Source organism: Balneola sp. (genome assembly GCA_002694685.1).
Taxonomy (GTDB): Bacteria; Bacteroidota; Rhodothermia; order Balneolales; family Balneolaceae; genus Gracilimonas.
Map to the genome: position 1 here is coordinate 266,392 of NZMW01000004.1, position 24,170 is coordinate 290,561.

At 42.9% G+C, this 24,170-nt stretch carries 22 protein-coding genes; 8 read left to right on the top strand and 14 right to left on the bottom strand.

The features are described from left to right. Nucleotides 1–54: 54 nt before the first annotated feature. Entirely contained in the window at nt 55–924 is an 870-nt protein-coding gene (locus tag CL667_06715; GenBank protein MAL17385.1) for a YicC family protein, read from the bottom strand. Nucleotides 925–1,080: 156 nt separating this feature from the next. Here CL667_06715 and CL667_06720 point away from each other — a divergent pair, with 156 nt between their 5' ends. Both CL667_06720 and CL667_06725 read left to right on the top strand, forming a co-directional pair. Beyond that, nucleotides 1,081–2,925 carry a hypothetical protein gene (locus tag CL667_06720; GenBank protein MAL17386.1) on the top strand — a complete coding sequence of 615 codons (1,845 nt, stop codon included), beginning with the start codon at nt 1,081–1,083 and terminating at the stop codon, nt 2,923–2,925. A 278-nt stretch (nt 2,926–3,203) separates the two neighbouring features. Then, nucleotides 3,204–3,590 carry a hypothetical protein gene (locus CL667_06725; protein MAL17387.1) on the top strand — a complete coding sequence of 129 codons (387 nt, stop codon included), beginning with the start codon at nt 3,204–3,206 and terminating at the stop codon, nt 3,588–3,590. Nucleotides 3,591–3,606: 16 nt separating this feature from the next. Here the strand turns inward: CL667_06725 and msrB are convergent, their stop codons facing one another. The 5 genes from msrB to CL667_06750 all read right to left on the bottom strand — a co-directional run bounded on the left by msrB (nt 3,607) and on the right by CL667_06750 (nt 8,812). Further along, the gene (gene msrB, locus CL667_06730; protein ID MAL17388.1) at nt 3,607–4,056 is read right to left on the bottom strand and encodes a peptide-methionine (R)-S-oxide reductase; all 450 of its coding nucleotides are present in this window, start codon (nt 4,054–4,056) and stop codon (nt 3,607–3,609) included. Nucleotides 4,057–4,248: 192 nt separating this feature from the next. Further along, the gene (gene glmM, locus CL667_06735; protein MAL17389.1) at nt 4,249–5,598 is read right to left on the bottom strand and encodes a phosphoglucosamine mutase; all 1,350 of its coding nucleotides are present in this window, start codon (nt 5,596–5,598) and stop codon (nt 4,249–4,251) included. Nucleotides 5,599–5,602: 4 nt separating this feature from the next. Next, nucleotides 5,603–7,606, bottom strand: coding sequence for a hypothetical protein (locus CL667_06740; GenBank protein MAL17390.1), 2,004 nt, complete (start codon nt 7,604–7,606; stop codon nt 5,603–5,605). Nucleotides 7,607–7,608: 2 nt separating this feature from the next. Further along, nucleotides 7,609–8,154 carry an ATP:cob(I)alamin adenosyltransferase gene (locus CL667_06745; GenBank protein MAL17391.1) on the bottom strand — a complete coding sequence of 182 codons (546 nt, stop codon included), beginning with the start codon at nt 8,152–8,154 and terminating at the stop codon, nt 7,609–7,611. Nucleotides 8,155–8,197: 43 nt separating this feature from the next. Continuing rightward, on the bottom strand, nt 8,198–8,812 hold the full coding sequence (locus CL667_06750; GenBank protein MAL17392.1) for a hypothetical protein: 615 nt from the start codon (nt 8,810–8,812) through the stop codon (nt 8,198–8,200). Nucleotides 8,813–8,866: 54 nt separating this feature from the next. Between CL667_06750 and CL667_06755 the strand changes: the two genes are divergently transcribed. From CL667_06755 to CL667_06770, 4 genes are all read left to right on the top strand, one after another. Then, nucleotides 8,867–9,046 carry a hypothetical protein gene (locus tag CL667_06755; GenBank protein ID MAL17393.1) on the top strand — a complete coding sequence of 60 codons (180 nt, stop codon included), beginning with the start codon at nt 8,867–8,869 and terminating at the stop codon, nt 9,044–9,046. Between the two features lie 63 nt (nt 9,047–9,109). Beyond that, entirely contained in the window at nt 9,110–9,829 is a 720-nt protein-coding gene (locus CL667_06760) for a hypothetical protein (GenBank protein MAL17394.1), read from the top strand. Between the two features lie 34 nt (nt 9,830–9,863). After that, nucleotides 9,864–11,786 (top strand): succinate dehydrogenase flavoprotein subunit, encoded by a 1,923-nt coding sequence (gene sdhA, locus CL667_06765; protein MAL17395.1) that lies wholly within the window; start codon nt 9,864–9,866, stop codon nt 11,784–11,786. Between the two features lie 10 nt (nt 11,787–11,796). Beyond that, nucleotides 11,797–12,555, top strand: coding sequence for a succinate dehydrogenase (locus CL667_06770; protein MAL17396.1), 759 nt, complete (start codon nt 11,797–11,799; stop codon nt 12,553–12,555). 414 nt (nt 12,556–12,969) lie between these two features. Here CL667_06770 and CL667_06775 read toward each other — a convergent pair whose 3' ends face one another. Further along, nucleotides 12,970–14,121 carry an aminotransferase gene (locus tag CL667_06775; GenBank protein MAL17397.1) on the bottom strand — a complete coding sequence of 384 codons (1,152 nt, stop codon included), beginning with the start codon at nt 14,119–14,121 and terminating at the stop codon, nt 12,970–12,972. Nucleotides 14,122–14,198: 77 nt separating this feature from the next. Here CL667_06775 and CL667_06780 point away from each other — a divergent pair, with 77 nt between their 5' ends. Then, nucleotides 14,199–14,675, top strand: coding sequence for a GNAT family N-acetyltransferase (locus CL667_06780; GenBank protein MAL17398.1), 477 nt, complete (start codon nt 14,199–14,201; stop codon nt 14,673–14,675). 92 nt (nt 14,676–14,767) lie between these two features. After that, nucleotides 14,768–15,319 (top strand): fasciclin, encoded by a 552-nt coding sequence (locus CL667_06785; protein MAL17399.1) that lies wholly within the window; start codon nt 14,768–14,770, stop codon nt 15,317–15,319. Nucleotides 15,320–15,390: 71 nt separating this feature from the next. Here the strand turns inward: CL667_06785 and CL667_06790 are convergent, their stop codons facing one another. The 7 genes from CL667_06790 to CL667_06820 form a co-directional block, all read right to left on the bottom strand. After that, nucleotides 15,391–15,627, bottom strand: coding sequence for a DUF1059 domain-containing protein (locus CL667_06790; GenBank protein ID MAL17400.1), 237 nt, complete (start codon nt 15,625–15,627; stop codon nt 15,391–15,393). A 27-nt stretch (nt 15,628–15,654) separates the two neighbouring features. Further along, nucleotides 15,655–16,920: a threonine dehydratase gene (locus CL667_06795; protein ID MAL17401.1), complete on the bottom strand. Its 1,266-nt coding sequence runs from the start codon at nt 16,918–16,920 to the stop codon at nt 15,655–15,657. A 156-nt stretch (nt 16,921–17,076) separates the two neighbouring features. Further along, nucleotides 17,077–18,150: a ketol-acid reductoisomerase gene (gene ilvC / locus CL667_06800; protein ID MAL17402.1), complete on the bottom strand. Its 1,074-nt coding sequence runs from the start codon at nt 18,148–18,150 to the stop codon at nt 17,077–17,079. Nucleotides 18,151–18,266: 116 nt separating this feature from the next. After that, nucleotides 18,267–18,809 carry an acetolactate synthase small subunit gene (ilvN, locus tag CL667_06805; protein ID MAL17403.1) on the bottom strand — a complete coding sequence of 181 codons (543 nt, stop codon included), beginning with the start codon at nt 18,807–18,809 and terminating at the stop codon, nt 18,267–18,269. Between the two features lie 4 nt (nt 18,810–18,813). After that, nucleotides 18,814–20,553 carry an acetolactate synthase, large subunit, biosynthetic type gene (gene ilvB, locus CL667_06810; protein ID MAL17404.1) on the bottom strand — a complete coding sequence of 580 codons (1,740 nt, stop codon included), beginning with the start codon at nt 20,551–20,553 and terminating at the stop codon, nt 18,814–18,816. A 23-nt stretch (nt 20,554–20,576) separates the two neighbouring features. Further along, nucleotides 20,577–22,256, bottom strand: a complete 1,680-nt coding sequence (ilvD, locus tag CL667_06815) for a dihydroxy-acid dehydratase (GenBank protein ID MAL17405.1) — start codon at nt 22,254–22,256, stop codon at nt 20,577–20,579. Between the two features lie 275 nt (nt 22,257–22,531). Beyond that, entirely contained in the window at nt 22,532–24,028 is a 1,497-nt protein-coding gene (locus CL667_06820; protein ID MAL17406.1) for a hypothetical protein, read from the bottom strand. Between the last annotated feature and the right edge of the window lie 142 nt (nt 24,029–24,170).

Here is a 24,170-nt window from a genome sequence, read left to right on the forward strand (position 1 = left end):
TGAGATTTGAGATTCAAGTTCTCTCAAATCTCACTACTCAATACTAAAATCTATTTACTCGACATTTTGTACTTGTTCGCGGATTTGCTCCAGGGCTTCTTTGCATTTAACTACGTATTGAGCAATTTCAGAATTATTTGCTTTGGAGCCGATGGTATTTAACTCGCGATTAATTTCCTGGGTAAGGAAATTGAGTCGGCGGCCGGCCGGTTCGGGTTGATCGACCGCTTCAATAAAGAACTTAAGGTGTGATCGAAGGCGTACAATTTCCTCCGTGACATCCATCTTATCCACAAGAACGGCAACTTCAAGCTCTAACCGTTCGGGATCAATTTTATCTTCTTCAATCAGATTATTGATGCGTTCGAGTAGTTTATCCCGAGCATCTTCGGCACGTCCGGCAGTTTCTTTGGTAATGATTTCTAGATTGTCTTCAATAAATTCAATTCGGTCAACCAAATCATTTTTCAGCTGTGATCCTTCCTGAGTCCGCATTTTCAGCAGAGACTCAACGGCTTGTTGCAATGCTTTTTCAGCAACATTCCATTTTTGCTCTATGGTTTCCTCATCCTCTTCTTCATTGATGAAGACATCGTTAAATTGAGTGATATCTTTAATCGTAATCGGATCAGAAATTCCGGCGGCTTCTCTGAGGTTGTTCAGGATTTTAGAATATCCTTTAACCTTTTTTTCATCAATCCGCATTGCTGGTTCACCGGTTTCAGATTCAGAAATATAAACAGTGATATTTAGCTTACCACGGTTAACCGTTTTTTGGACGAGCTCTTTCACTTCCAGTTCCTTGTCCTGAAGACGTTGAGGAAGTCGAATGCTAAGGTCAAGATAGCGGCTATTAAGTGATTTGATTTCAACCGTAGACGTGATGCCATTTTCAGAAGCTTCGCCACGCCCAAAGCCGGTCATTGATATAATCATGATAATCTTGATGATGAAAATTGAGCGAGAAAATACAAAAGTATATCCCCTTTAAAAACTTTGGGATTCTGTCAGGAATCACTTTAATAAAACTCATGAATGATAGAAGACTTTTATTATCTTCACAGCCATTCAATTACGCATATGACGATTCTCGGAATTTCAGCTTTTTATCACGACTCCGCCGCATGTATCATTCGGGATGGCAAGGTTCTAGCCGCTGCACAAGAGGAGCGATTCACCCGTAAAAAGCAAGACGAGTCTTTTCCAAGCAATGCCGTTAAGTACTGTCTTGACTTTGCAGGAGTTACGATCGACGAATTGGATGCTCTCGCGTTCTATGATAAGCCCCTGCTGAAGTTTGAACGCCTGTTGGAAACCTATCTCTCATTTGCTCCAAAGGGGGTAAGGTCTTTCATAGCTGCAATGCCTGTTTGGCTGAAAGAGAAGATGTTCATGAAGCGGGTAATGCACGAAGAGCTCGCTAAAATCGGGGAATACGACAAAAGTAAATTAAAGCTGCTATTCCCGGAGCACCACCTTAGCCATGCAGCAAGTGCATTTTATCCTTCACCTTTCGAAGAAGCCGCAATTCTCACTGTCGATGGCGTGGGAGAGTGGGCAACGGCTTCAATCTGTTCGGCAAAAGGAACAGAAATAACGATTCAGCGGGAACTGAGTTTTCCGCATTCGCTGGGTCTCCTGTATTCTGCTTTCACCTATTATTTAGGTTTTCGAGTGAATTCAGGTGAGTATAAACTGATGGGATTGGCTCCGTACGGTAACCCAAAATCCAAGAATCTGGATGATTATATCTCCAAAATTAAAACTGAGCTCATCGAAGTAAATGAAGATGGTTCGATTTACCTGAATCAGGATTACTTTAGTTATGCGACCGGCCTCAGGATGGTGAAGGACAAAAAGTGGGAGCAGTTATTCGGTTTCTCTAGAAGGGAAGATGAAGCTGAACTTCAGCAACATGAAGCTGACCTTGCATTGGCCATTCAGAAGGTGACGGAAGAAGTGGTACTTAAAATGGCGAAAGAGGCTCAAAGACTTACCGGGTCTAAAAATTTATGTCTTGCCGGTGGTGTTGCCTTAAATTGTGTGGCGAATGGTGTGATTCAGAACGAGGGTATTTTTGATGAAATTTATATTCAGCCCGCGGCAGGTGACGCTGGTGGTTCCGTTGGTGCTGCTCTTGCTGCTCACCATATTTATTTTGGAAATGACCGGAAGCCGGAGAAACCGGATGCTATGCAAGGTTCATACCTTGGGCCTGAATTCCATGAGTTTGAAATCCTGCAACAGCTCAAAAAATATAAACCGGTTTATGAAAAGCTGGATGAATCCGAATTGTATCCTAAAGTTTCCGGCTGGCTGGATGAGGGGAATGTAGTTGGCTGGTTTCAGGGTCGGATGGAGTTTGGCCCCAGAGCTTTAGGTGGTCGTTCAATTTTGGGTGATCCCCGAAATCCCGATATGCAGAAAAAGCTTAACCTGAAAATTAAATACCGGGAGTCATTCCGGCCTTTTGCGCCATCCGTTTTAGCAGAAGATGCGGAGCAGTATTTTAAGATGAAATCAGATTCTCCGTATATGCTTTTGGTTCAGGAAGTGAAAGAGGATCATCTTAAGGAATTGCCTGAGAACTATCATTCGATGCCTCTTCGCGAAAAGCTGGCTTATGAGCGTTCAACCTTTCCGGCTATTACCCACATAGATTTTTCAGCACGAATCCAAACGGTTCACAAAGAAACAAATCCCAGGTATTGGAAGCTTTTGAATGCCTTCAAAGAAAAAACCGGGGTTGGGATGGTCGTTAATACCAGTTTTAATGTACGTGGTGAGCCCATTGTTTGTAGTCCGGATGACGCCTACAAATGTTTTATGAATACAGAAATGGATTATCTGGTTATTGGTGAGTATGTTTTTGCCAAGGAAAGTCAGCCTGAGTGGAAGAAAAAAATTACGTTTGATAAAGACTGACGTGCTGGTAGTATTGGTTCCGACGCGGAGCGTGCGGAACCAGAGCCTGATATTAATTGGCCCGCCTCGCTCGTGACGCTCTGCGTCGGAGCGAATAGTGGCAAGAAAAAATAATGAAACGAGATAGATGGAAACACTGAAAGATTTATGGAACTTCATGAAGCAACGGAAGAAATTCTGGTTAGCGCCGGTAATCGTTGTACTTCTATTGTTAGGCTTCTTAATCGTGATTGGAGGCGGTTCATCCATCGCACCATTTATTTATACCCTCTTTTAAGATGTTAGAACCTCGCTCACTGGAGTTTATCGAAGATGACCCGGCAACACCAAAAACGCAGTTGGTGATTGTAACCGGGTTATTGGTATTTGCGGCTTTTTTCCAGAGCGATACCCTTGTTTATATATCGCTATTAGTGGGGTTGGGATCTTTTATCCCTGCTGTTGGCAATCGAATAGTTTGGGCTTGGTATAAGCTGGCGGAGGTTTTGGGCTGGTTTAACTCAAGGGTTTTGCTTTCCCTTGTTTACTACCTGATCGTAACTCCAATCGCCTTACTGTTTCGTTTATTTGGAAACGACCCCTTGCTCCTTAAAGACAAAAAGGGAAGCATGTTTAACTTCAGAGAGCACACCTATACTAAAGAAGACTTAGAAAACCCTTGGTAATATTAGTGATAGGAATTTAGGCTTCTTCCACCAATTCAAGGCTTACTGCATTCATGCAATAGCGTAATCCGCTGGGTTCGGGGCCGTCTGGAAAAACATGACCAAGGTGGGCATCACAAACATTGCAAAGTGCCTCAATGCGTACCATTCCATGAGAGGTATCCATCTCATACTTTACGGCATTTTCCTTAACAGGCTGTGTAAATGAAGGCCAGCCGGAACTGCTTTCGAACTTCTCATTCCCATCAAAAAGCTCAGTGCCACAGCAAGTGCACGCATACAAGCCGGGATCAAAACGGTAGCACATATCACTGGACCCAGGGCGTTCGGTACCTTTTAATCGGGTGATGGCAAACTGCTCTTCAGTCAGCTGTTCTTTCCATTCATCTTTAGATTTTGAAACGGTACGTGGTGGTTCAGGATTACCGTTTTTTGCAAATTCTTTGAGATCTTTCCAGGTAAGCATTTCTGTGCTTTAGATTATTATTTGTGATTTTTGATCTGTTTATCAAAAGCTATGAAGCTTTATTTCCGTTCCATGTAGAGGCTTAGAAAATGATTAATCATACCTCAACAAACCAAAGAGTAATTCAAATTGATTTTTTTTTAAAAGTCCTTTTTAGGAAGCCTATTAAAATTTCTAGTTAGAAGACTCTATTTACTTCAACAAATCAAAAATCTTGCCGGCAAACGCTTTGGCTGCTTCGGGCGATTTCCCTTCTGAATAAATACGAATGATCGGTTCGGTGTTTGATTTCCGCAGGTGAACCCAACCTTCCGCAAAATCAATCTTTACGCCATCAATAGTGTTTGGCTTCAAACTTGAGAAATGCTCTTTTACCATTTCCAGCACTTCATCAGCATCTTTGCCCAATTCATCCAGCTGAATTTTGTTCTTGCTCATGTAATAATCAGGTAGGGTAGCGCGGTATTCTGAGGAACTCATTCCTTTTTCGGCTAATAATTGCAGGATGATTGCAATACCGGCTAAAGCATCACGGCCATAATGAAGGTCAGGGCAAATCACGCCACCATTTCCTTCTCCGCCAATCACCGCATTTTGTTCCTGCATCACTTTCACAACATTGATCTCACCAACAGCAGAGCGATAACAGGTTTGGCCATATTCCCTTGCTACATCATCTGAAACTCGCGAGGAAGATAGGTTCGTAGCACAAGCACCGGGATGTTTAGAAAGAATGAAATCAAATGCTGCGGCCTGTGTGTATTCTTCACCAAAAAGCTTGCCGGTATCATCTACTAATGCCAGACGGTCGGCATCGGGGTCGGTAACCACGCCTAAATCAACTTTACTCTCTTTCACCAAATCACATATTTCGGTGAGATGCTCAGGGAGAGGCTCGGGGTTATGCGGAAACAAACCATTGGGAGTGCAGTGAATTTTATGCACAGATTTTACTCCGAGCCGATCCAATAGTTGTGGAATAGCTTCGGAACCGGCACCGTTAACGGCATCTACAGCAACGGAGAAATTCTTAGCCGCTATTTCGTCTGCGTTAATATAAGGGAGCGCCAAAATCTTGTCGATGTGATGATCAAGCAGTTGATCGTCTTCACGAATCACTCCAATTTTATCATAAGGCTGATATTCAAAGGCTTCGCTTTCTGAAATTCGGATCACCTCATTACCCTGATCGGCATCCAAAAACTCACTTTTGTTATTCAGGAGCTTCAGGGCATTCCATTGCGCGGGATTGTGACTGGCAGAGATTATAATTCCACCGGCCGCTTTATGTTTTAAAACGCCCATAGCAACCGTTGGGGTAGGCACGATGCCGACTTTAATCACATCACAGCCAACACTGGCTAATGTTGCTGCAATAATGTCTTCGCATATTTTGCCTGTCACTCGGGAATCACGGCCTAAAACTACCGTTCCTCCTTTTAGCCAGGTTCCATAAGCAGCTGTAAAGCGGGTTAAATTTTGTGGGGTGAGGTCGGTTCCGAAAATGCCCCGGATGCCCGATACTGAGATCATTAAAGCCATTTATCTAATTTCTTTTTGAATTTATAATTCCATTGAGTTGCCGTATCCATTGTTGTATACCCGGATAATTAGGACTTTTATCAGCAACCTGATTTGCTATTTCCAGCGCCTTTTCAAATTCTTGATTTGTTCCGTAGGCACCGGATAAGTTATACAACATTTGAGTGTCATCAGGATTTAATTGTCGTGATTCCTCAAGAAGTTTAATCGCAGATTCTGCATTCCCCTTTTGCAATTCTATTGACCCTAACATTTTAGTCGTGAAAGATTCTCTGGGTGCCAGTTCGTAGGCTTTTCTTAAAAAGGGTTCGGCTTCGTCAAAACGATTTCTATCGAGATAAAGCCGGGCTGCAAATACATAAGGAGAGTCATTCCAAGGCTGATTGCGGATCAAGCCATAATATTCAAGAAGTGACTTCTCAATCTGATCGGTTTGTTCGTAATATCTGGCGAGCTTCACCTTTGAAGCATCCCAGCGTTCTTTTTTATGAACCACTCCAAAAGCAAGACTGTCGACAATCCCTTCCGGATCATAGTCAAACTGGTAAGGTCTGGGCTGATTTTCAATAACAAAAGGGAAGCCCTGCTTTAAGGTTCTTAACCTATGATGGACGATGCGGTAGTCAAAATCACTCAAATGCATCTCATCAAAATAATCATCGTAATCGATTTCATCTGCGTTTATAACTGCTTCATCTTCTAAATCTGAAAGCAGTGATTCAGCAAAAACTTTCCCCATTAAAAAGTAACCGGAGTGGTTGGGGTGAAGGTGTTCAAGCATCAGGTTGTTGCCAATGATTCCATCCGGTGAAGCACTTTCATAGGCTTGATGTGTTTCTACAAGCTGAACGTTTGGGAAATCTTTGGGTAAGGATTCTATAATTTCATTGATGCCTGCAGGTGCTCGAAATTTCAAACCATCGAGGTCTTTGGCGTATTCGAATTGTTCTTTGGCAGAAGCAGTGTCGCCGGAAGTATAGGCCTGCTGAGCCTGACTAAAAATTTCATTGGCGGCCGGGAGCTCATCATCCTGGATAGACACAAAAGGCTGCTGGTCTTTAACATTACTGGCAATGGTAGAGATGTAAACAGGAATACCCTCTGCTTCAAGTTTTTTAATGATCGCTTCCATATTGCTGCGAAACTGAATCATCGCTAATTCATACTTTGGGCCATTCAGCTCAATAGCCTGATCACTGATGATACGCTCCATCAAAGTGCCTGTTACCGGGGCTTCACTACTTCCCAAGCTGGACAACCATTGGCCTGAACTCACAATCATTTCACGCAAAAACATAAAGGTCTTAAACCGCTGTAGTTTTAAATAAAAGCGGACGAATCCGGGAAATCCGCCCAGATTCTCATTCGAGCCGACTCCAAGAGCTCCGTAGAATTCGTTGTGGCCCGCATAAATCATAATGGCATCAGGCTGATGCTCAAGAATTTCATCTACCTGATCAAAAAGAGTATAGCTGCTAATGGCGGAGGTCGCCACATTAACAATTTCCACATTTCGGGAGGGCATTGCATCGCTTAGGACGTCATCAACCACACGTGAAAAAGTACCGTTATAACCGAAGGGGTAACCGGCAGCACTGGAACCTCCAAGAGCAAAGACCCGGTACGCATTTTCAGGTTTGGTTTGCAGGAAAACGTCGGATGAAGGATTTGGAATGGTTTTAGTATAAAAGAAATAGCGAGCCGCAAAATTTGGATTGGGCATGTAATATTCATCGGTAGGAATTTCAGGATCGATAAATAACTCAGTATTGCCCATGTAATTCACGCTTCGAAGCACGACTTCTAAAATCACGAAGAACAGAATGGGAATGGAAACGGTGATCGCGTAAAAAGCCGCCTTCTTCTTGAAAGGTAAAGGCTCACTTAATTCATTTATATAAGTCTGAACTTCTTCAACATCCTGGTTGAGGTCATCCGCAATCTCGGCAGCACTTTTCTTTTGGTGATGCTTCTTTATGTAAGCTTTGGCTTTATTACTTAGAGACATGCTTATTTTTCCGGAATCCAGGTTTTCTCTTCCGTGCCGGCCTGACTGTTTTCGTAGCGGGCCAGTACAAATAGAAAATCAGAAAGGCGATTGATATACATAATTGCTACTTCAGAAATTTCCTCCTCATGTCGGCACTCAACGGTTATGCGTTCAGCTCTGCGACAAACCGTACGGGCAAAATGTAAAGTTGCTCCGGCTTGTGCTCCGCCCGGTAAAATGAAATTCTTGAGCGGCTCCAGTGTTTCTTCCATGTCATCGATGGCAGTTTCAAGAAATTTCACCTCACTTTCCCCAATTCGATTAATGCGTACTTCTTTCGTTTGTGGAGTGGCTAAATCAGCTCCAAGCACAAAAAGTTGCTGCTGTACAGTTTCAAGCAGTTCAGCTCCCTTTTTTGATATGCCAAATGATGTTGCCATTCCAAGGATGGAATTCAATTCATCTACGGTTCCGTACGAGTCAATCCGTTTTGAGCTTTTTGAAACCCGCTGTCCGCCAAATAGTGATGTATTACCGCTGTCGCCTTTCTTGGTATAAATTTTCATGACTTCCTTTTTTTAGAAAATAGGGGTTTGATAACTAAGATTCTTAGTCGGCTATAAAATGCTCTTCAAGTTTTTTGAACGTAATATTTAAGTGCTCCAATCCTTCCACTTCTCTTTCAAAATAAAGGGCTGATTTCTTGGGGCAAGCCACTTTTAAGGTGATACTTTCCAAATATTCTGATTCTAAAATCTCCAGATCGTAGTCATTTTTCAGTTTTTGAATGGTATTCTCTTCCGGATAGGGATAGTTGATTTCAAAGAGTTGTACCGGTTTAATAGAAACTAAAGATGCTTTTTCTAAACATGACTGAGCTCCCAAGCCATATGCTTCAATTAGTCCCGATTTACCGAGCTTGGTTCCGCCGTAATAGCGAACGACGACAACCCCGGCATTCACCACTTCAAAAGATTTAAGCTGATTTAGGATAGGGAGTCCGGCTGAACCGGAAGGCTCGCCATCATCTGAACTGAACTCTTTAGGTTGAGCCGGGTTGATTCGCCAGCCATAGCAATGGTGGGTAGCATCCGGGTATTTCGATTTGAGCTTATCAAGTTCGGCAGCAAAAGCTTCTTCTGAGTCAGCCGGGAATAAATAGCCGAGAAACTTCGATCCTCGCTCACGAAAACTGCTTTCGTATGATTTTTTTATGGTAAACATGAAATCCTATTTAGAGGAAAACAAAGGTAGCAGGAGTAGCGACTAAAATCATATTTGTTAAAAAAGATTCTTCCCGGCCACTTCACATCAAGCCAAACGAATGCGCTAATTGGTATTAGAGAAATTGTGTTGCAAGGTCTAAGCTATTTAGAAGGAATCTGCCTTGTTATTCAGAGCGGAAAAAGCGATTTTCACGGCGCAGTGGAAACAATCCTGATTTTCAATATAATCTGAAACTAACAGGGTTTGAAAGCTGTTTTTGATAACACAATTTGAAATTATCTAAGACGTAAGTACATGCCTTCTCTTAAAAAAGCACTGAATTCTCAGGTAGGCCGAAAAATAATGACCGGTATCACTGGTATTGGTCTTATGATTTTCTTAATCGGTCACCTGGGTGGTAACCTGACAATTTTTGGAGGCCCGGAAGCTTTCAATGTTTACACTTACACTCTCGAAAGTCTGGGACCTCTTCTATATGTAATTGAAGCTGGTTTAGTTTTCTTCTTTTTGTATCACGCTATTTTAGGTATTTCAATTTGGCGTCAGCGTAAGAAAGCCCGAAAAGAAGGGTATGACAGATATCAAACTAAAGGCGGGCCGAGTCATCAGTCCCTGGCTTCTAAAAGTATGATCTGGACGGGGACTATAATCCTGGTGTTTTTAGTATTTCACATCATGCACTTCAAATATGGACTTTTCAGCCCTGATGAAGGCACCACTATTCTAGAATCAGCAGGCGGAGTTGAAGGCAGAGACTTACGAGCTTTAATTATTGCTGAGTTCCAAAAGCCGTTAATCGTATTTGGATACATTGCGGTTTTAGCAATGGTCATATTGCATCTGTCACATGGTGCATGGAGTGCATTCACTTCCTTGGGAATGAAGCATAATGATACTTCTAAGAAAGTTCAGATCGGAGCTTACATCTTTGCAATCGTGTTGATGTTGGGCTTCATTTTTATCCCGCTGTACATTTTCCTTACCGGCGGACAGGGTTCACTAATCGCATACTAAGAGATTAAAGATTTAAGACTATAGATTTAGGATTATGAAATTAGATTCAAAAGTACCAGGCGGACCGTTAGAAGAGAAGTGGGATAAGCACATCAAAGATATCAAATTGGTGGCCCCAAATAACAAGCGGAAATACGAAGTTATTGTAGTCGGTACCGGACTAGCCGGTGGAGCTGCTGCAGCCAGTTTTGCAGAGCTTGGTTATAATGTAAGAAGCTTCTGTATACAGGATTCAGCCCGGCGTGCGCACAGTATTGCAGCTCAGGGTGGGATCAACGCAGCTAAAAACTATCCGAATGATGGAGATAGTATTTGGCGCCTTTTCTACGATACGATCAAAGGCGGTGACTATCGCTCAAGAGAGGCGAATGTATATCGACTGTCTCAAGTCTCAAACGAAATTATTGACCAAGCTGTAGCTCAGGGTGTGCCCTTTGCTCGTGAGTATAGTGGATTGCTAGCCAATCGTTCTTTTGGTGGAGCTCAGGTATCGAGAACTTTTTATGCACGTGGACAAACAGGTCAGCAGCTTCTTTTAGGTGCTTACCAAGCCATGATGCGACAGGTTCACAATGGGAATATCAAATACCATCCGCGCCACGAGATGCTGGATGTGGTTGTGATTGACGGCGAAGCTCGAGGAATTATAACTCGTGACTTAGTTTCCGGTGAGCTGAATCGCTGGGAGGCAGATGCCGTAGTTCTAGCAACAGGCGGTTATGGAAACGTATTTTATCTTTCCACGAATGCTAAAAATTCAAACGTAACGGCTGCCTGGCGAGCTCACAAACGTGGAGCTGCTTTTGCAAATCCTTGTTATGTGCAGGTTCACCCAACTTGTATTCCGGTTTCCGGTGACTATCAATCCAAGCTGACACTTATGAGTGAAAGTTTGAGAAATGATGGTCGTGTGTGGGTTCCGAAGAAAAAAGGGGATGACCGACATCCGAATGATATTCCCGAAGAGGAAAGATATTATTATCTCGAGGAGCGTTACCCAAGTTTTGGTAACCTGGTACCGCGTGATGTGGCATCCAGAAATGCTAAAAATGTTTGTGATGACGGACTTGGAGTGGGAGAAACAGGCTTAGCTGTTTATCTCGATTTCCGGGATGCGATTAAGCGTGACGGAAAAGAATCTATTGAATCCCGCTACGGAAACCTCTTTGAGATGTATGAGAACATCGCCGGAGAGAATCCTTACGAACAACCAATGAAGATATTTCCGGCTGTTCATTATACAATGGGCGGTCTTTGGGTTGATTACAATCTCCAGACATCTATTCCGGGACTTTTTGCGGCCGGAGAAGCAAACTTTTCTGATCATGGAGCAAACCGGCTTGGAGCAAGTGCTTTGATGCAAGGTCTTTCTGACGGTTACTTTGTATTGCCATACACCATCGGAAATTATCTGGCTGATAAAGAGCCGGGTAAACGCTATGGAACTGATCATGAAGAATTTGCCAAAGTTGAGAATGAAGCTCAATCTCAAATTGACAAGCTTCTGAATGTGAATGGAAACAAGACTATTGTTCAGTTTCACAGAGAACTTGGCAAGATTGTTTGGGACCGTATTGGTATAGCACGAAACGAAGAAGGATTGAAATCAGCAATCGAGGATATTCGTGCTCTCAGAGAAGAATTCTGGGAGAATGTATACGTACCGGGTGAGAAAAATAATTATAACAAGTATCTCGAATTTGCGGGACGTGTTGCCGATTTCTTCGAACTTGCTGAGTTGATGGCAGTTGATGCCCTCGACCGTGAAGAATCTGCTGGTTGTCACCTCAGAGAAGAGTATCAAACAGAAGAAGGAGAAGCCTTAAGGAATGATGAAGATTATTCCTACGTAGCAGCTTGGGAATACAAAGGTGTTAACGGTAAGCTGGAAGAAACCCTTCACAAAGAAAATCTTGAATTTGAATTCGTTGAGCTAAAACAACGTAGTTACAAATAAGGAAGACATTATGAGCAAAGAAATGACTATTCATTTAAAATACTGGAAACAAGATGGGCCGCAGGCTCAGGGCTATTTCGAAGAATATACGCTCGACAATGTGAACGAGCATATGTCTTTCCTTGAAATGCTGGACGTGCTTAACGAAGAGCTTATGCTGGACGGCAAAGAGCCTGTTGAATTCGATTATGATTGCCGCGAGGGTATTTGCGGCTCTTGTAATTTGGTGATCAATGGACAAGCTCATGGACCAAAAGCTAAAGTTGCTGCTTGTCAGTTGCACATGAGAAATTATAACGACGGTGACAGTGTAACTATCGAGCCACCCAGAGCTACAGCCTTCCCTGTGATTAAGGATTTGGTTGTTGACCGAAGTGCTTTCGACCGCATTATTGAGGCTGGTGGATATGTTTCAGTGAAAACTGGATCGGCAATTGAGGCAAACGCCATTCCTATAGAGAAAGAAAAATCGGATGCGGCTTTTGATTACGCTACCTGTATTGGTTGTGGAGCTTGTGTTGCCGCTTGTCCAAATGCTTCGGCATCCTTGTTTACCGGCGCCAAGATTGCTCACCTTAACAAACTACCGCAGGGCGAAGTTGAACGACAAGATCGGGTGGTGAATATGGTTGACCAAATGCAGGAAGAAGGCTTTGGAGACTGCTCCAACTATGCAGAGTGTGAAGCCGTTTGTCCGGTGGGAATTTCGATTTCAGCAATCGCTGAAATGAGAAGAGATTACATGAAAGCAATGGTAAGCGGTAACTAATTCTCCGTTTTACCCTATTTAGAAATTAAAGGCTGACTCGTTTGAGTTGGCCTTTTTTGTTTTGGGTGAAATTCAATTTTTAGACTTGTCATCCTCATAGAAGTTAGATAATTCAGTGACACTATTGTTAGTTAACGCATCTTAGTTATCCTGAGAGATTAAATATTTATCCTTAAGGGCTTATCAAGCATCCCGACCTCTTCTGTCTTCTCCTTCGCAAGGAGAAGGACGTGTTTATAGGGTCTCTATACGTTAACTAGGCATAAATACTATGAATAGGCTAGGACAAATCTCTCCTTGAGAAGGAGAGATTTAGAGAGGTCGGAGTATAGGGCTTGGAATAAATACCGGCTGGGGGATGACAAGTTTTCTGTTCGAATACAAAAAGATAAAACCCCAAAACTGTTTAATTATCTAAAGCTCACCAAGCAACGCATCGGTCAAAGTTGCGATATCTTTTGGCGTGTTATACACATTGGGAGAAACCCGAATAGAATCACCGCGAAAAGAGACTAAGATATTATGCTCTTCAAAGGTCTTTTTGATTCGGTCAATATCATGATTTTTGCCCAAGCGTATTCCAAACAAATGGGAGGCACGGTAATTTTCGTCTTCAATATGGAAGCCGGCTTCGCGGAGTCTTTTAACAGAATCAGCAATCAGGTTTTTGCAGTATCCCTGAATATTCTCAACGCCCCACTGATTCAGCTGTTGAACAGCTTTCAGCATCATGGGCACTAAAATGAAATTACTGTGTTCGCCTACTTCATACCGCAAAGCACCAGGCTGGTACTCATCATTATAGTTTACAAGATTGGCGAAATTTTCGCTTTCATAGCGGTTAATCCAGTTTTCCTCTACTGGATTTCCATCATCTAAAGCAGGTCCATAATAGGCTAGGCCGATTGAGTAGGGCCCCATCAGCCATTTGTAGCCGGCGCAGATTAAGGCATCAGGCTGAATTTCCGAGACATCAAATGGGAGTGCCCCAACCGACTGAGTTCCGTCAATAGCGAGCCAGGCGCCTACTTCATTAGTTCGTTCCCGGATCGCTTTCAAATCAAACAGGGTTCCGTCGGCCCAATGAATATTTCCTACCGCTACGAGCTTAGTCTTTTCGTTGATGGCATCCAGAATGTTTTCATTCCAGGTTTTGCCTCTATTCTCAGTGTCTTTAGGAGGAGTAATAGTGATAATCTCGCCACCCTTTTCCTTCACAACAGATCGCCATGGGTAAACATTGCTCGGAAACTGCTCACCTACAACAACGATATTATCTCCTTCGGACAACGTTACATTATTTGCCACATTAGCCATTCCGTAGGAAACTGAAGGAATCACTACAATACGTTTTGGATCGTTGGCATTAATAAGCTTGGCATACTCTTCACGAAGGGTATCGGTCTCTCCAAAAAACTCCTCCGGTGAAATAGTGAAAGGATTCCGTTTTCGTTGAACACCGAGTAGTCCGGCCTGCTCCACGTTTTTTAGCTGTGGCGACATATACGCACAGTTCAGGTAGGTCACGGAGTTATCAAGTTGAAAGTCAGATTCTTTACAATCCATAAATGGCTATTACTGTTAGTTTGATTTAGGTTAGAGAACGTCGAAATTTCAGCAATCAATTACCAAATTATTTTTAGATGAATATTAGAAAAGCTCAGCAGGAAGATCTCCCTAAAATTTTAGAAATAAATGAAGCCTCTGTTCCGCATGTAAGCAGCGTGGAGCTTTCAGATATGAAGCGGTTTCTGGATGATGCAAATCCTTTTTTGGTTGTAGAAGTGGAAGCAGAAGTAGCTGGTTTTATGATTGTGCTTCAGAAAGGGCTGGATTATCAAAGCTTGAACTATAAGTTCTTCTGTGATAATTATGACGACTTCAATTATGTAGACCGCATCGCAATCAAGGAAGAGTTCAGAGGGCAAAAACTGGGAACGGCATTATATGATCATTTAATTAGAAACTCAGACAAGCAGATGGTTACTTGTGAAGTAAACCTCAAACCACCCAATCCAAAATCGATGGGGTTCCATAAGTCGCTGGGCTTCAGTGAAGTAGCCGTTCAAGAGACAGAAGAGGGTAGAAAAAGTGTAGCTATGTTGGTTAAAAGGATGTAAAAAGAGAGAAGTTTAATTTTCAAAATGGAATGAAAGTTAGCGGTTTTGGTTTATGCGGACAGACTATTCAATCATAAATAAATCAAAACATCATGAGAAGACTAAAATCAGTATTGGGAGTATTTGCACTTACATTTGCAATGCTTCTTTCGACAAACGTACAAGCGCAAGACAGTGATATTGTAGAATTAGCTGTCGCAACCGATGATCTTTCAACCCTTGTAACTGCCGTTAAAGCAGCAGGGTTAGTAGAGACGCTACAAAGTGACGGACCATTCACGGTCTTTGCACCAACCAACGCAGCATTTGAAGCACTTCCAGAAGGTGTTCTTGAAATGCTATTGAAACCGGAGAATAAGGATAAGCTTACAGCCGTATTGACCTACCATGTAGTGTCCGGCAAAGTAATGTCCGGCGACTTAAAAGATGGCATGATGGCAACAACCGTTGAAGGAAGTAAAGCTGAGATTTCTATCAACTATGGTAAAGTTAAAGTTGATGGCGCTAATGTTGCTATGGCTGATATTGAAGCTTCTAACGGTGTAGTACACGTTATTGACGCTATAATTCTGCCTCCAAGTATTCAGAAAGCACTTGCTTCCAACGAAAGTGATATGGAAGAAGATTCAGGAAGTGACTGGTAGAAACAGTTAGTTTAAAGTTACCAAGGCTGATATCGAGAGATATCGGCCTTTTTTTATGAATTAGAATATGATCAGTTTTCGGGAAGGTTCTCAAATTCCTTTCGCTTCTTTTCCATCCATTTTTGCATAGCCTCAGGATCGTTCATCATTTCCGACATTTCCTGCATGGCTTCTAAATGAGCCTCATCTTTTTGCTGAAACATTTCGGTACCATGCTTTTTGCTTTGCTCGGCAATTTCCTGGAAAGTCTTACCTTTGAATTCTACATCACAGGCACCGCCTAATTGTTTACATGTCATCGTTTTCATAGTAGTATATTTTGTTAAGCGCTTCTTTTAGATAAGAAATCTAAACAAATGCGGCTGATTATTCACGTATTCGTAGTTAATATTCGCCGCTTCCATACGCTCAACTAAAGGCTCGAAATCGTTTTTAGCTTTAATTTCGATACCAATCAATGCAGGACCTTGTTCACGGCTGGTTTTCTTAGAGTACTCAAAATGGGCAATATCATCTTGAGGTCCAAGGACATTATCCAAAAACTCACGTAAAGCACCAGCGCGCTGAGGAAAGTCCACAATGAAATAGTGTTTCAGTCCTTCGTACAACATGGATCGCTCTTTAATCTCTGCAGTTCGGGTGATGTCGTTATTACTCCCACTTACCACACAAACAACGTTCTTTCCTTTGATTTCATCCTTGAGAAAGTCCAGAGCTGCCACTGATAAGGATCCGGCCGGTTCAGCTACAATAGCCTGTTCATTATACAACTGAAGAATGGTGCTGCATACTTTGCCTTCGTGAACTGTGATGACTTTCTCCAACACTTCCTGACAAATTTTAAAATTGTGTTCACCCACACGCTTAACCGCCGCCCCATCTACAAACTTGTCGATTTTTTCTAAGGTGAGAAGTTCACCCTGTTCCAATGATTTTTTCATAGCCGGAGCTCCTTCCGGTTCAACCCCAATAATCTTAGTGGAAGGAGAGAGCACGCTGAAGTAGGAACCGATGCCGGATGAAAGTCCGCCACCGCCAATAGGTACAATTAAATAATCGATGGGTTCTTCAGCATCTTCGAGAATTTCTTTACCCACTGTTCCTTGTCCCTCGATAATTTTGGGGTCATCAAATGGAGGAATGAAAGCAGCGCTTTGTTGCTTAGAAAACTGCATGGCTTCGTCAAAAGAATCGTCGAAAGTGTCCCCCACTAGTCGGACTTCTACAAATTCCTTCCCAAACATCTTAACCTGTTTTACTTTCTGCTCGGGAGTAGGAACCGGCATAAATATGACACCTTTTATCTTCTTCTTAGCACAGGCAAAGGCCACGCCCTGAGCGTGATTCCCCGCACTTGCACATACAATACCGTTTTCTAGTTCCTTGTCATTTAGACTTTGAATCTTATGATAAGCCCCACGAATTTTATAAGACCGAACTACCTGCAAGTCTTCTCGTTTCAGCCAGACATTAGCACCGGATTGCTCCGAAAGCTGATGATTATACATCAAAGGAGTGCGGATGGCGATGTCTTTTAAAACATGAGCAGCTTCCTGTATGTTTTCTACCGAGACGGTATTCGAAGTTTTTGCTTCTGGCATGTGAGGTCTTGGAATTATGAATTGGTAGTTAGAGAGGGTTCGTTCCGACGCAGAGCGTCGGAACGAGATCTATTACTAGATCTAATAATAGAGTGAAGAATCAATCGTTAACCTCGCTCCTGACGCTCTGCGTCGGAGCGGATTCAGATAAATAACTTATTCCTCAGCTAATTCTGCTTCAACCTTACTATTCTCGGGTCTTAGCTGACGAACCGTAGCTCCGGCTTTCCACATTTCAGATTCGCGGAGTTCTTTAAGTTCTTCTTCCAGCTTGGCCCGGTAGTCTTCTTTAGAATTAGAGTCTATGGACTTCTGTGCTTCCCTTCCTGCTGCTACTTCTTCATATAAATTTTCAAAAACAGGTTTAGTTGCATCCCGGAACTTCTTCCACCAATCCAAAGCACCGCGTTGAGCTGTGGTTGAGCAATTGGCGTACATCCAGTCCATTCCGTTCTCAGCAACCAAAGGCATCAATGATTGGGTGAGTTCTTCCACCGTTTCATTAAAGGCTTCAGAAGGGGAGTGGCCGTTGGAGCGAAGCACTTCATACTGAGCTGCAAAAATTCCCTGAATAGCACCCATTAGTGTGCCACGTTCACCTGTTAAATCGCTGTAGACTTCATCTTTAAAAGTTGTTTCGAATAGGTACCCGGAACCAACTCCAATACCTAAAGCGGTAACACGTTCTTTAGCATTGCCTGTTGCATCCTGAAAAATGGCGTAGCTGGAGTTCAGGCCCCGTCCCTCCAAAAACATACGCCGGAGGGAGGTTCCTGAACCTTTTGGAGCTACTAAAATTACGTCAACATCATTTGGTGGGATAATTCCGGTTCGTTCTTTATAAGTGATCCCAAAACCATGTGAGAAGTAAAGAGCATCACCGGGATTTAAGGCAGCTTTCACCGTAGGCCACACAGAAATTTGTCCGGCATCAGAGAGCAGATATTGAACCACGGTTCCTCGCTGTGCAGCTTCCTCAATTTCAAAAAGAGTCTCGCCGGGAACCCAGCCATCTTCAACGGCTTTATCCCAGGTGCTCGAATTTTTACGTTGACCTACAATAACATTGAAGCCATTATCTTTGAGATTAAGAGCCTGTCCGGGTCCCTGAACACCATAGCCTAAAACCGCAATGGTTTCGTTTTTCATTGTTTCCTGAGCTTTCTCAAGAGGGAACTCTTCCCGTGTTACTACTTCTTCTTCAACGCCGCCAAAATTTAAAAGTGCCATGATGTTAGTTGTTTGTTTTTTTAAGTGATTTATATTCGGTGTGCGCTCCGACGCAGAGCGTCAGGAGCGAGGGATTAAATGTGAGAATTAAGTTCGTCAAAGGTCATTCGTCAACTTTAAACAGTCGCTTCTGCGAGCATTTTCTCAACATCCTTGCCAATGCCATTACGTTCCCGGGAAACAGCTATCCGTCCCGATCGCACAAATTCAGTGATGCCATAAGGTTTTAGTTCATCAAAGAGGGCCATGGTTTCTCTGCGATATCCGGACTTTTCGATCACTACAAAATGCTTTTCTATAGTGAGAAAGCGAGCATTGTGCTCTCGAACGATGCGTTCCACCTCGAGTCCGTTAGTCAATGATTTGGTTGAAATTTTATATAAGGCCAATTCTTGCTGAACGACTTCCTTCTTCCGGTAATAGTCGGCTTTGAAAACTTCGACCTGTTTTTGAATCTGTTTAATCACTTTAATAACCTGCTCTTCGGTTTCGGTAACCGCAATGGTAAATCGATAAATACCCTCCGTTTCACTTTCTGAAGTGGTCAGGCTTTCGATGTTAATCTTTCGCTTGGTGAAAATGATGGTGAGCCTGTGCAGGAGTCCCACATGATTTTCGGTATAAGCGGTTATAGTAAATTCTTGTGCTTCTGATTCCATGAGATCACTCCAATCTTATTTCTGCAACTCCCGAGCCGCTTGGGACCATCGGGAATACATTATTTTCTTTTCCAACTCTTACTTCCAGGAAGTATGCGCCATCGTAGTTGATGAATTCTTCAATTGCCTGATCCAGATTTTCCCGCTCTGTTACTTTAGCTGTTTCGATGTAGAAACCTTTCGCCAGCTGCTGGAAATCCGGATTAATGAGTTCGGTAGATGAATATCTTTTTTCAAAAAAGAGCTGCTGCCACTGGCGGACCATCCCTAAAAATTCATTATTGAGCAACAGTACTTTTACTTTTGCTTTGGTTTGATAGATGGTTGCCAACTCCTGAATAGTCATTTGTAAACCACCATCGCCGACTACGGCAACAACGGTTCGGTCGGGAGCACCAAGAGCGGCTCCAATTCCAGCCGGAAGTCCAAAACCCATTGTGCCAAGTCCGCCCGAAGTGATGTTGCTTTTCGAACGGCTGAAGTTGGTATATCGGCAAGCCACCATCTGGTGTTGACCAACATCGGTAACCAGAATATGGTCATCATTAGTCTTTTCGTTAATAATGCGGATGACTTCCCCCATGCTTAAAACATCAGAGGGGGGGTGAAGTTCTTCCTCAATGACTTTATCCCATTCCTCTTTATCACAGTCACGAAAACGTTGCAGCCAGTCTTCATGGCTATTGGGTTTCACCAGTTTAATAAGTTCAGTGAGGGATTCTTTGGCGTCGCCGAGAACCGGTACATCTGCCGGTACATTTTTATCAATCTCTGCGGGATCAATTTCAAGATGAATAACTTTCGCCTGTTTGGCATATTTGGAAAGGTTCCCGGTTACCCGATCATCAAACCGCATGCCAATCGCGATAAGTACATCACATTCGTTGGTAAGCAGGTTGGGGCCATAATTTCCGTGCATGCCCAACATTCCGACATTTAGGGGGTGATCAGTTTCTAGAGCAGAAAGCCCCATAATAGTCCAGGCCGATGGAATTCCTGTTTTCTCAATAAATTGTTTGAATTCCTTTTCGGCATTTCCCAGAATCACACCTTGCCCAAACAAAACATAAGGTCGTTCGGCATTATTGATAAGCTCAGCGGCTTCTTCAATTTTGGTGTGATTTAGTTTTGGTTTGGGAGCATAGCTTCGAAGTGAAGTGCACTTTTCATACTCAAAATCAAACTCTTCAAATTGAGCATCTTTAGTGATGTCAATAACTACCGGTCCCGGTCGGCCTGATCTCGCCAGGTAAAATGCTTTCGCCAAAGCCTCGGGTATTTCTTCCGCACTGGTAATCTGATAATTCCATTTTGTAACGGGCATTGAGATCCCCAAAACATCACATTCCTGAAAGGCATCACTTCCCAATAAAGAAGAATTTACCTGACCTGTAATACAAACAAGGGGGGTTGAATCGATTTGCGCATCGGCTATTCCGGTAACCAAATTAGTAGCTCCAGGTCCGGATGTAGCGAGACAGACTCCTACTTTTCCGGAAGCTCTCGCATAACCCTGAGCCATGTGAATGGCGCCTTGTTCGTGTCGGGCAAGTATGTGATGAACGGTTTCCTGATGATCATATAGAGCATCGTAAACCGGCATAATAGCTCCGCCGGGATATCCAAAAGCCATATCGACCTTTTCTTCCAGGAGAATCTGTACCAATGCTTCCGCACCGGTCATGCGCCTGGATGCTTTTGTTTTGGGTTTTGATGTTTTTTCTGGTGCTTCTACTGTTCCCATAGTGAGTGAGTGAGAGTGAATATTTAAAACTCGTCGGTTACGCAGCCTTGAGAAGCTGAGGAAACGGTTCGTGCATATTTGTAGAGGGTTCCTGAAGTCTCCTTCAGCAGTGGCTCCTTCCATTGTTTTTTTCGAGCGGCTAACTCTTCATCAGAAATGAGCACATTGATCTCATTCTTTGTTGCGTCAATTCTGATGGTGTCTCCATTCTTGACCAGCCCTATTGCGCCGCCTGTTTGTGCTTCGGGAGTGATATGACCTACAACAAATCCGTGTGTTCCGCCCGAAAACCTTCCGTCTGTGATCAGCGCGACTTCTTTACCCAATCCTGCGCCCATAATCGCTGACGTGGGTTTCAGCATTTCCGGCATTCCGGGTCCGCCTTTGGGGCCTACATATCGAATAACAACAACGTCTCCGGATTCAACTTTTCCATTCTTAATACCTTCATTGGCTTCCGCTTCACTTTCAAAAACCCGGGCCGTTCCTTCAAAAAGTTCGCCTTCTTTTCCAGTGATTTTCGCCACGGCACCTTCTTCAGCAAGATTTCCATATAAAATTTGTATATGCCCGTTTTTCTTGATTGGGTTATTCAAGGGGTGAATAACATCTTGGCTATCACCCAGAGCATCAATTTCTTCGAGGTTTTCAGCCAGCGTTTTTCCGGTAACCGTTTTGCAGGTCCCATCAAGTAAATCATGCTCTAGCATGTATTTCATGACGGCCGGAACTCCGCCAACTTCATGTAAATCTTCCATTACATATTTTCCGCTCGGCTTCAAATCAGCCAAAAATGGAGTAGTATTGCTGAGTCGCTGAAAGTCTTCCAGGCCTATTTCAATCCCGGCAGTTTTAGCTATGGCAATCATGTGCAGAACCGCATTTGTTGATCCGCCTAAGACAATGATGAGGCGAATGGCATTCTCAAAAGAGGCTTTGGTTAATATGTCTAGAGGCTTAATGTCATTTTCGAGTAGGTAGTAGAGGTGTTTGCCGATGTCTTCACATTCCAAAACTTTAGCACTGTTAGTAGCAGGATTGGATGAGTTATAAGGAAGACTCATACCTAAAGCTTCAATAGCCGATGACATGGTGTTGGCGGTGTACATTCCCCCGCAGGCACCGGCACCGGGACAAGCATGTTGGATCACATCCTTAAAATCCCTTTCCGACATATTGCCACTTACCTTTTGCCCCCAAGCTTCAAAGGCGGATACTACATCCAGCTTTTTTCCATTATGAAACCCCGGGGCAATGGTTCCTCCATAAACAAGAATAGAAGGTCGGTTAACCCTGATCATTGCCATTAAGGCTCCGGGCATATTCTTATCACATCCCACAATAGCTGCCATTCCATCATAAGACATTCCTTTGATCACGGATTCCATTGAATCTGCAATCAGGTCGCGGGAGGGAAGTGAATACCTCATTCCCGGGGTTCCCATAGAAATACCATCACTGATGCCGATGGTGTTGAAAATCAGTCCATTTAAATCAGATGCCTCAATTCCCTTTTTAACGTGAAGGGCTAAATCATTGAGATGCATATTGCATGGATTGCCTTCATAACCGGTACTAGCTATCCCGATGAGGGGTTTTTGAAGGTCTTCATCATCCAGACCAATAGCATGTAGCATAGCCTGGGCGGCCGGTTGAGAGTCATCCTGAGTAACTTGTTTACTGTATTTATTTAATTCCGCCATGTAATGAGTGAGTGAAAATCAGTTCCAAAAAACTTAGTGCAAAAAAAAAGCCTTCCGGGCTAGGGAAGGCTTTGTGTAATCATAATCTGATGTCGTCACAAAACTTTCCCTGTTCGGTATGGAATACCAATAATTTGAATAATGACCAGAGAAAGAATGATTGACAGCATATTTAAATGTTTATATCGCTCCAAAGAAAAGCGGATGGTTCTTTAATATCAACAAAGGTTGCAGTTGAACTTTTGGATTGATGGGATGTCTAAGGGGCAGCTAGTTTAATCCCGAGGCGTGAATTTGCTGCTTATAACGTCCTGAACAGGTTTTCCATGAATTTTTGACTCCAGCCACGATATGATGTCCAAATATAAAAATGGACGTTTTTGGTAAGGCATGTCATTGATTTCAAGGAGTCGTTCCCGGAGATCTTTGAATTTTTCCTTCAGGCTAGCCCCATTTGCTTTGCCTAAATCTTGAAGGAATTTCAGAATTTCTTGTTGAACCAGATTAAGATCATTCATTTTTCTTAGAAACCGATACACTGAACGCATCTGATATTCTACATGGGTTTGGTTGCCAAGCTCGTAATGCGCAATCAGGTTTAGAATTCGGGCAAAACAATGCAAATCTTCCCGCAGTTTCTGGTCCGGATAGTTGATGATCTTGTTTAGATATTCGATAGCCTTGTCATTATTTCCGGCTCCAAAATACAGGCAGGCAATTTTGTAATAGAAAACGAGAATTCGGTGAGGATCAACCTGCTGAGAGTACTTTTGGATCTTTTGATTTAGCTCGGGTACCATCTTTACGCCTTCAGAAAAAGTACCCGCAATGAAGTGACCGTTTATCTTGGACGTGTATAAATTCATGAATCCCAACGTTTCCAGGTTTTCGTTGGAGCGGGAGGGAGGGTTTTCAACAAACTCTTCTAACTGATTCCGAACGGTCTCATGCTTTGTGTAATGGCCTAGTATGAATAAGGCCTCGAGCAGAACATGCTGACCCTTTAGATACCAAATAGGTTCCAATTCCAGCATATCAGGGTTATCATGAAACAGATCTACCCACTTCTGCGCATACCGATATTGAAGAAGGAAATCCTGTACAATTAAGCTGTACCAGGCATAAGAAACATACAGGTAAAGCTGTTCAAAAAACCCAAGATTCGTCTGATCGATGTCTTTCAGCTCCTGCTTAAAATACTGGCTGATATTCTCGTAATCAGCTTCATCACGAACATGTCCCGCCTTGATGTAAATTCCATACAAGCGTAGCGAAAGGTTAGAGAGGCGGGTGTAGTTTGATAGGGTTTCGAGTTTCTGCTCAGATTGCTCTATCAGTTCATCAGCCCTGTTTTTTAGGCTCCTAGTGATGTATTGAGATTCAATAATTCGTTCAAAAGTAATAATCTCGTATTCAAGGGAGTGCCTGTGGTTTTGATGGGCCAAAGATTTGGCTTTATCCAGCAGGCGTAGACTTTGTTTGTACAAACCCTTGTTATATAAAATGCGGGAATGATCAATTTGCTCCCTCAGCATAATATCTACGTTGTGGTTTATATTAGTGAGCCGAAGGCTGGTCAGAATCTGTTTATACAGGTGGGCTTTTAAATTCGAAAATTGTCGCTTTTTAACTTCTTTGATGCTTTTGATGATGGCATCTTCATCGTATTCATCCACCTTATCTATGGCATCAAAGAGCTTGATGAATTTAGCGTCCGGGGTGCTGTTTCGGGTCGCGTAAATCTTAAAAGCACGTTTCTCAGCCTTAGTCAACGATTTTATCAGCTGATAAAGAAAGTCATTTGGTTGATTGGCCATTGTACAAAATGAGTGAGTGTAATCGAGTTAAGTAATTAAAAATATTGTATATAATTATATAGGGCAAATGCTTGGGTGTCGTAATTACTTAAGAATA

What these genes read in the sequence shown, in the direction of transcription:
- CL667_06760 (MAL17394.1), top strand. Translation starts at nt 9,110, where the DNA reads ATGCCTTCTCTTAAAAAAGCACTGAATTCTCAGGTAGGCCGAAAAATA.
- sdhA (MAL17395.1), top strand. Translation starts at nt 9,864, where the DNA reads ATGAAATTAGATTCAAAAGTACCAGGCGGACCGTTAGAAGAGAAGTGG.
- msrB (MAL17388.1), bottom strand. Translation starts at nt 4,056, where the DNA reads ATGCTTACCTGGAAAGATCTCAAAGAATTTGCAAAAAACGGTAATCCT.
- CL667_06720 (MAL17386.1), top strand. Translation starts at nt 1,081, where the DNA reads ATGACGATTCTCGGAATTTCAGCTTTTTATCACGACTCCGCCGCATGT.
- glmM (MAL17389.1), bottom strand. Translation starts at nt 5,598, where the DNA reads ATGGCTTTAATGATCTCAGTATCGGGCATCCGGGGCATTTTCGGAACC.
- CL667_06770 (MAL17396.1), top strand. Translation starts at nt 11,797, where the DNA reads ATGAGCAAAGAAATGACTATTCATTTAAAATACTGGAAACAAGATGGG.
- CL667_06795 (MAL17401.1), bottom strand. Translation starts at nt 16,920, where the DNA reads ATGCCAGAAGCAAAAACTTCGAATACCGTCTCGGTAGAAAACATACAG.
- CL667_06715 (MAL17385.1), bottom strand. Translation starts at nt 924, where the DNA reads ATGACCGGCTTTGGGCGTGGCGAAGCTTCTGAAAATGGCATCACGTCT.
- ilvN (MAL17403.1), bottom strand. Translation starts at nt 18,809, where the DNA reads ATGGAATCAGAAGCACAAGAATTTACTATAACCGCTTATACCGAAAAT.
- CL667_06750 (MAL17392.1), bottom strand. Translation starts at nt 8,812, where the DNA reads ATGTTTACCATAAAAAAATCATACGAAAGCAGTTTTCGTGAGCGAGGA.
- CL667_06725 (MAL17387.1), top strand. Translation starts at nt 3,204, where the DNA reads ATGTTAGAACCTCGCTCACTGGAGTTTATCGAAGATGACCCGGCAACA.
- CL667_06790 (MAL17400.1), bottom strand. Translation starts at nt 15,627, where the DNA reads ATGAAAACGATGACATGTAAACAATTAGGCGGTGCCTGTGATGTAGAA.
- CL667_06745 (MAL17391.1), bottom strand. Translation starts at nt 8,154, where the DNA reads ATGAAAATTTATACCAAGAAAGGCGACAGCGGTAATACATCACTATTT.
- ilvD (MAL17405.1), bottom strand. Translation starts at nt 22,256, where the DNA reads ATGGCGGAATTAAATAAATACAGTAAACAAGTTACTCAGGATGACTCT.
- CL667_06780 (MAL17398.1), top strand. Translation starts at nt 14,199, where the DNA reads ATGAATATTAGAAAAGCTCAGCAGGAAGATCTCCCTAAAATTTTAGAA.
- ilvC (MAL17402.1), bottom strand. Translation starts at nt 18,150, where the DNA reads ATGGCACTTTTAAATTTTGGCGGCGTTGAAGAAGAAGTAGTAACACGG.
- CL667_06785 (MAL17399.1), top strand. Translation starts at nt 14,768, where the DNA reads ATGAGAAGACTAAAATCAGTATTGGGAGTATTTGCACTTACATTTGCA.
- ilvB (MAL17404.1), bottom strand. Translation starts at nt 20,553, where the DNA reads ATGGGAACAGTAGAAGCACCAGAAAAAACATCAAAACCCAAAACAAAA.
- CL667_06775 (MAL17397.1), bottom strand. Translation starts at nt 14,121, where the DNA reads ATGGATTGTAAAGAATCTGACTTTCAACTTGATAACTCCGTGACCTAC.
- CL667_06740 (MAL17390.1), bottom strand. Translation starts at nt 7,606, where the DNA reads ATGTCTCTAAGTAATAAAGCCAAAGCTTACATAAAGAAGCATCACCAA.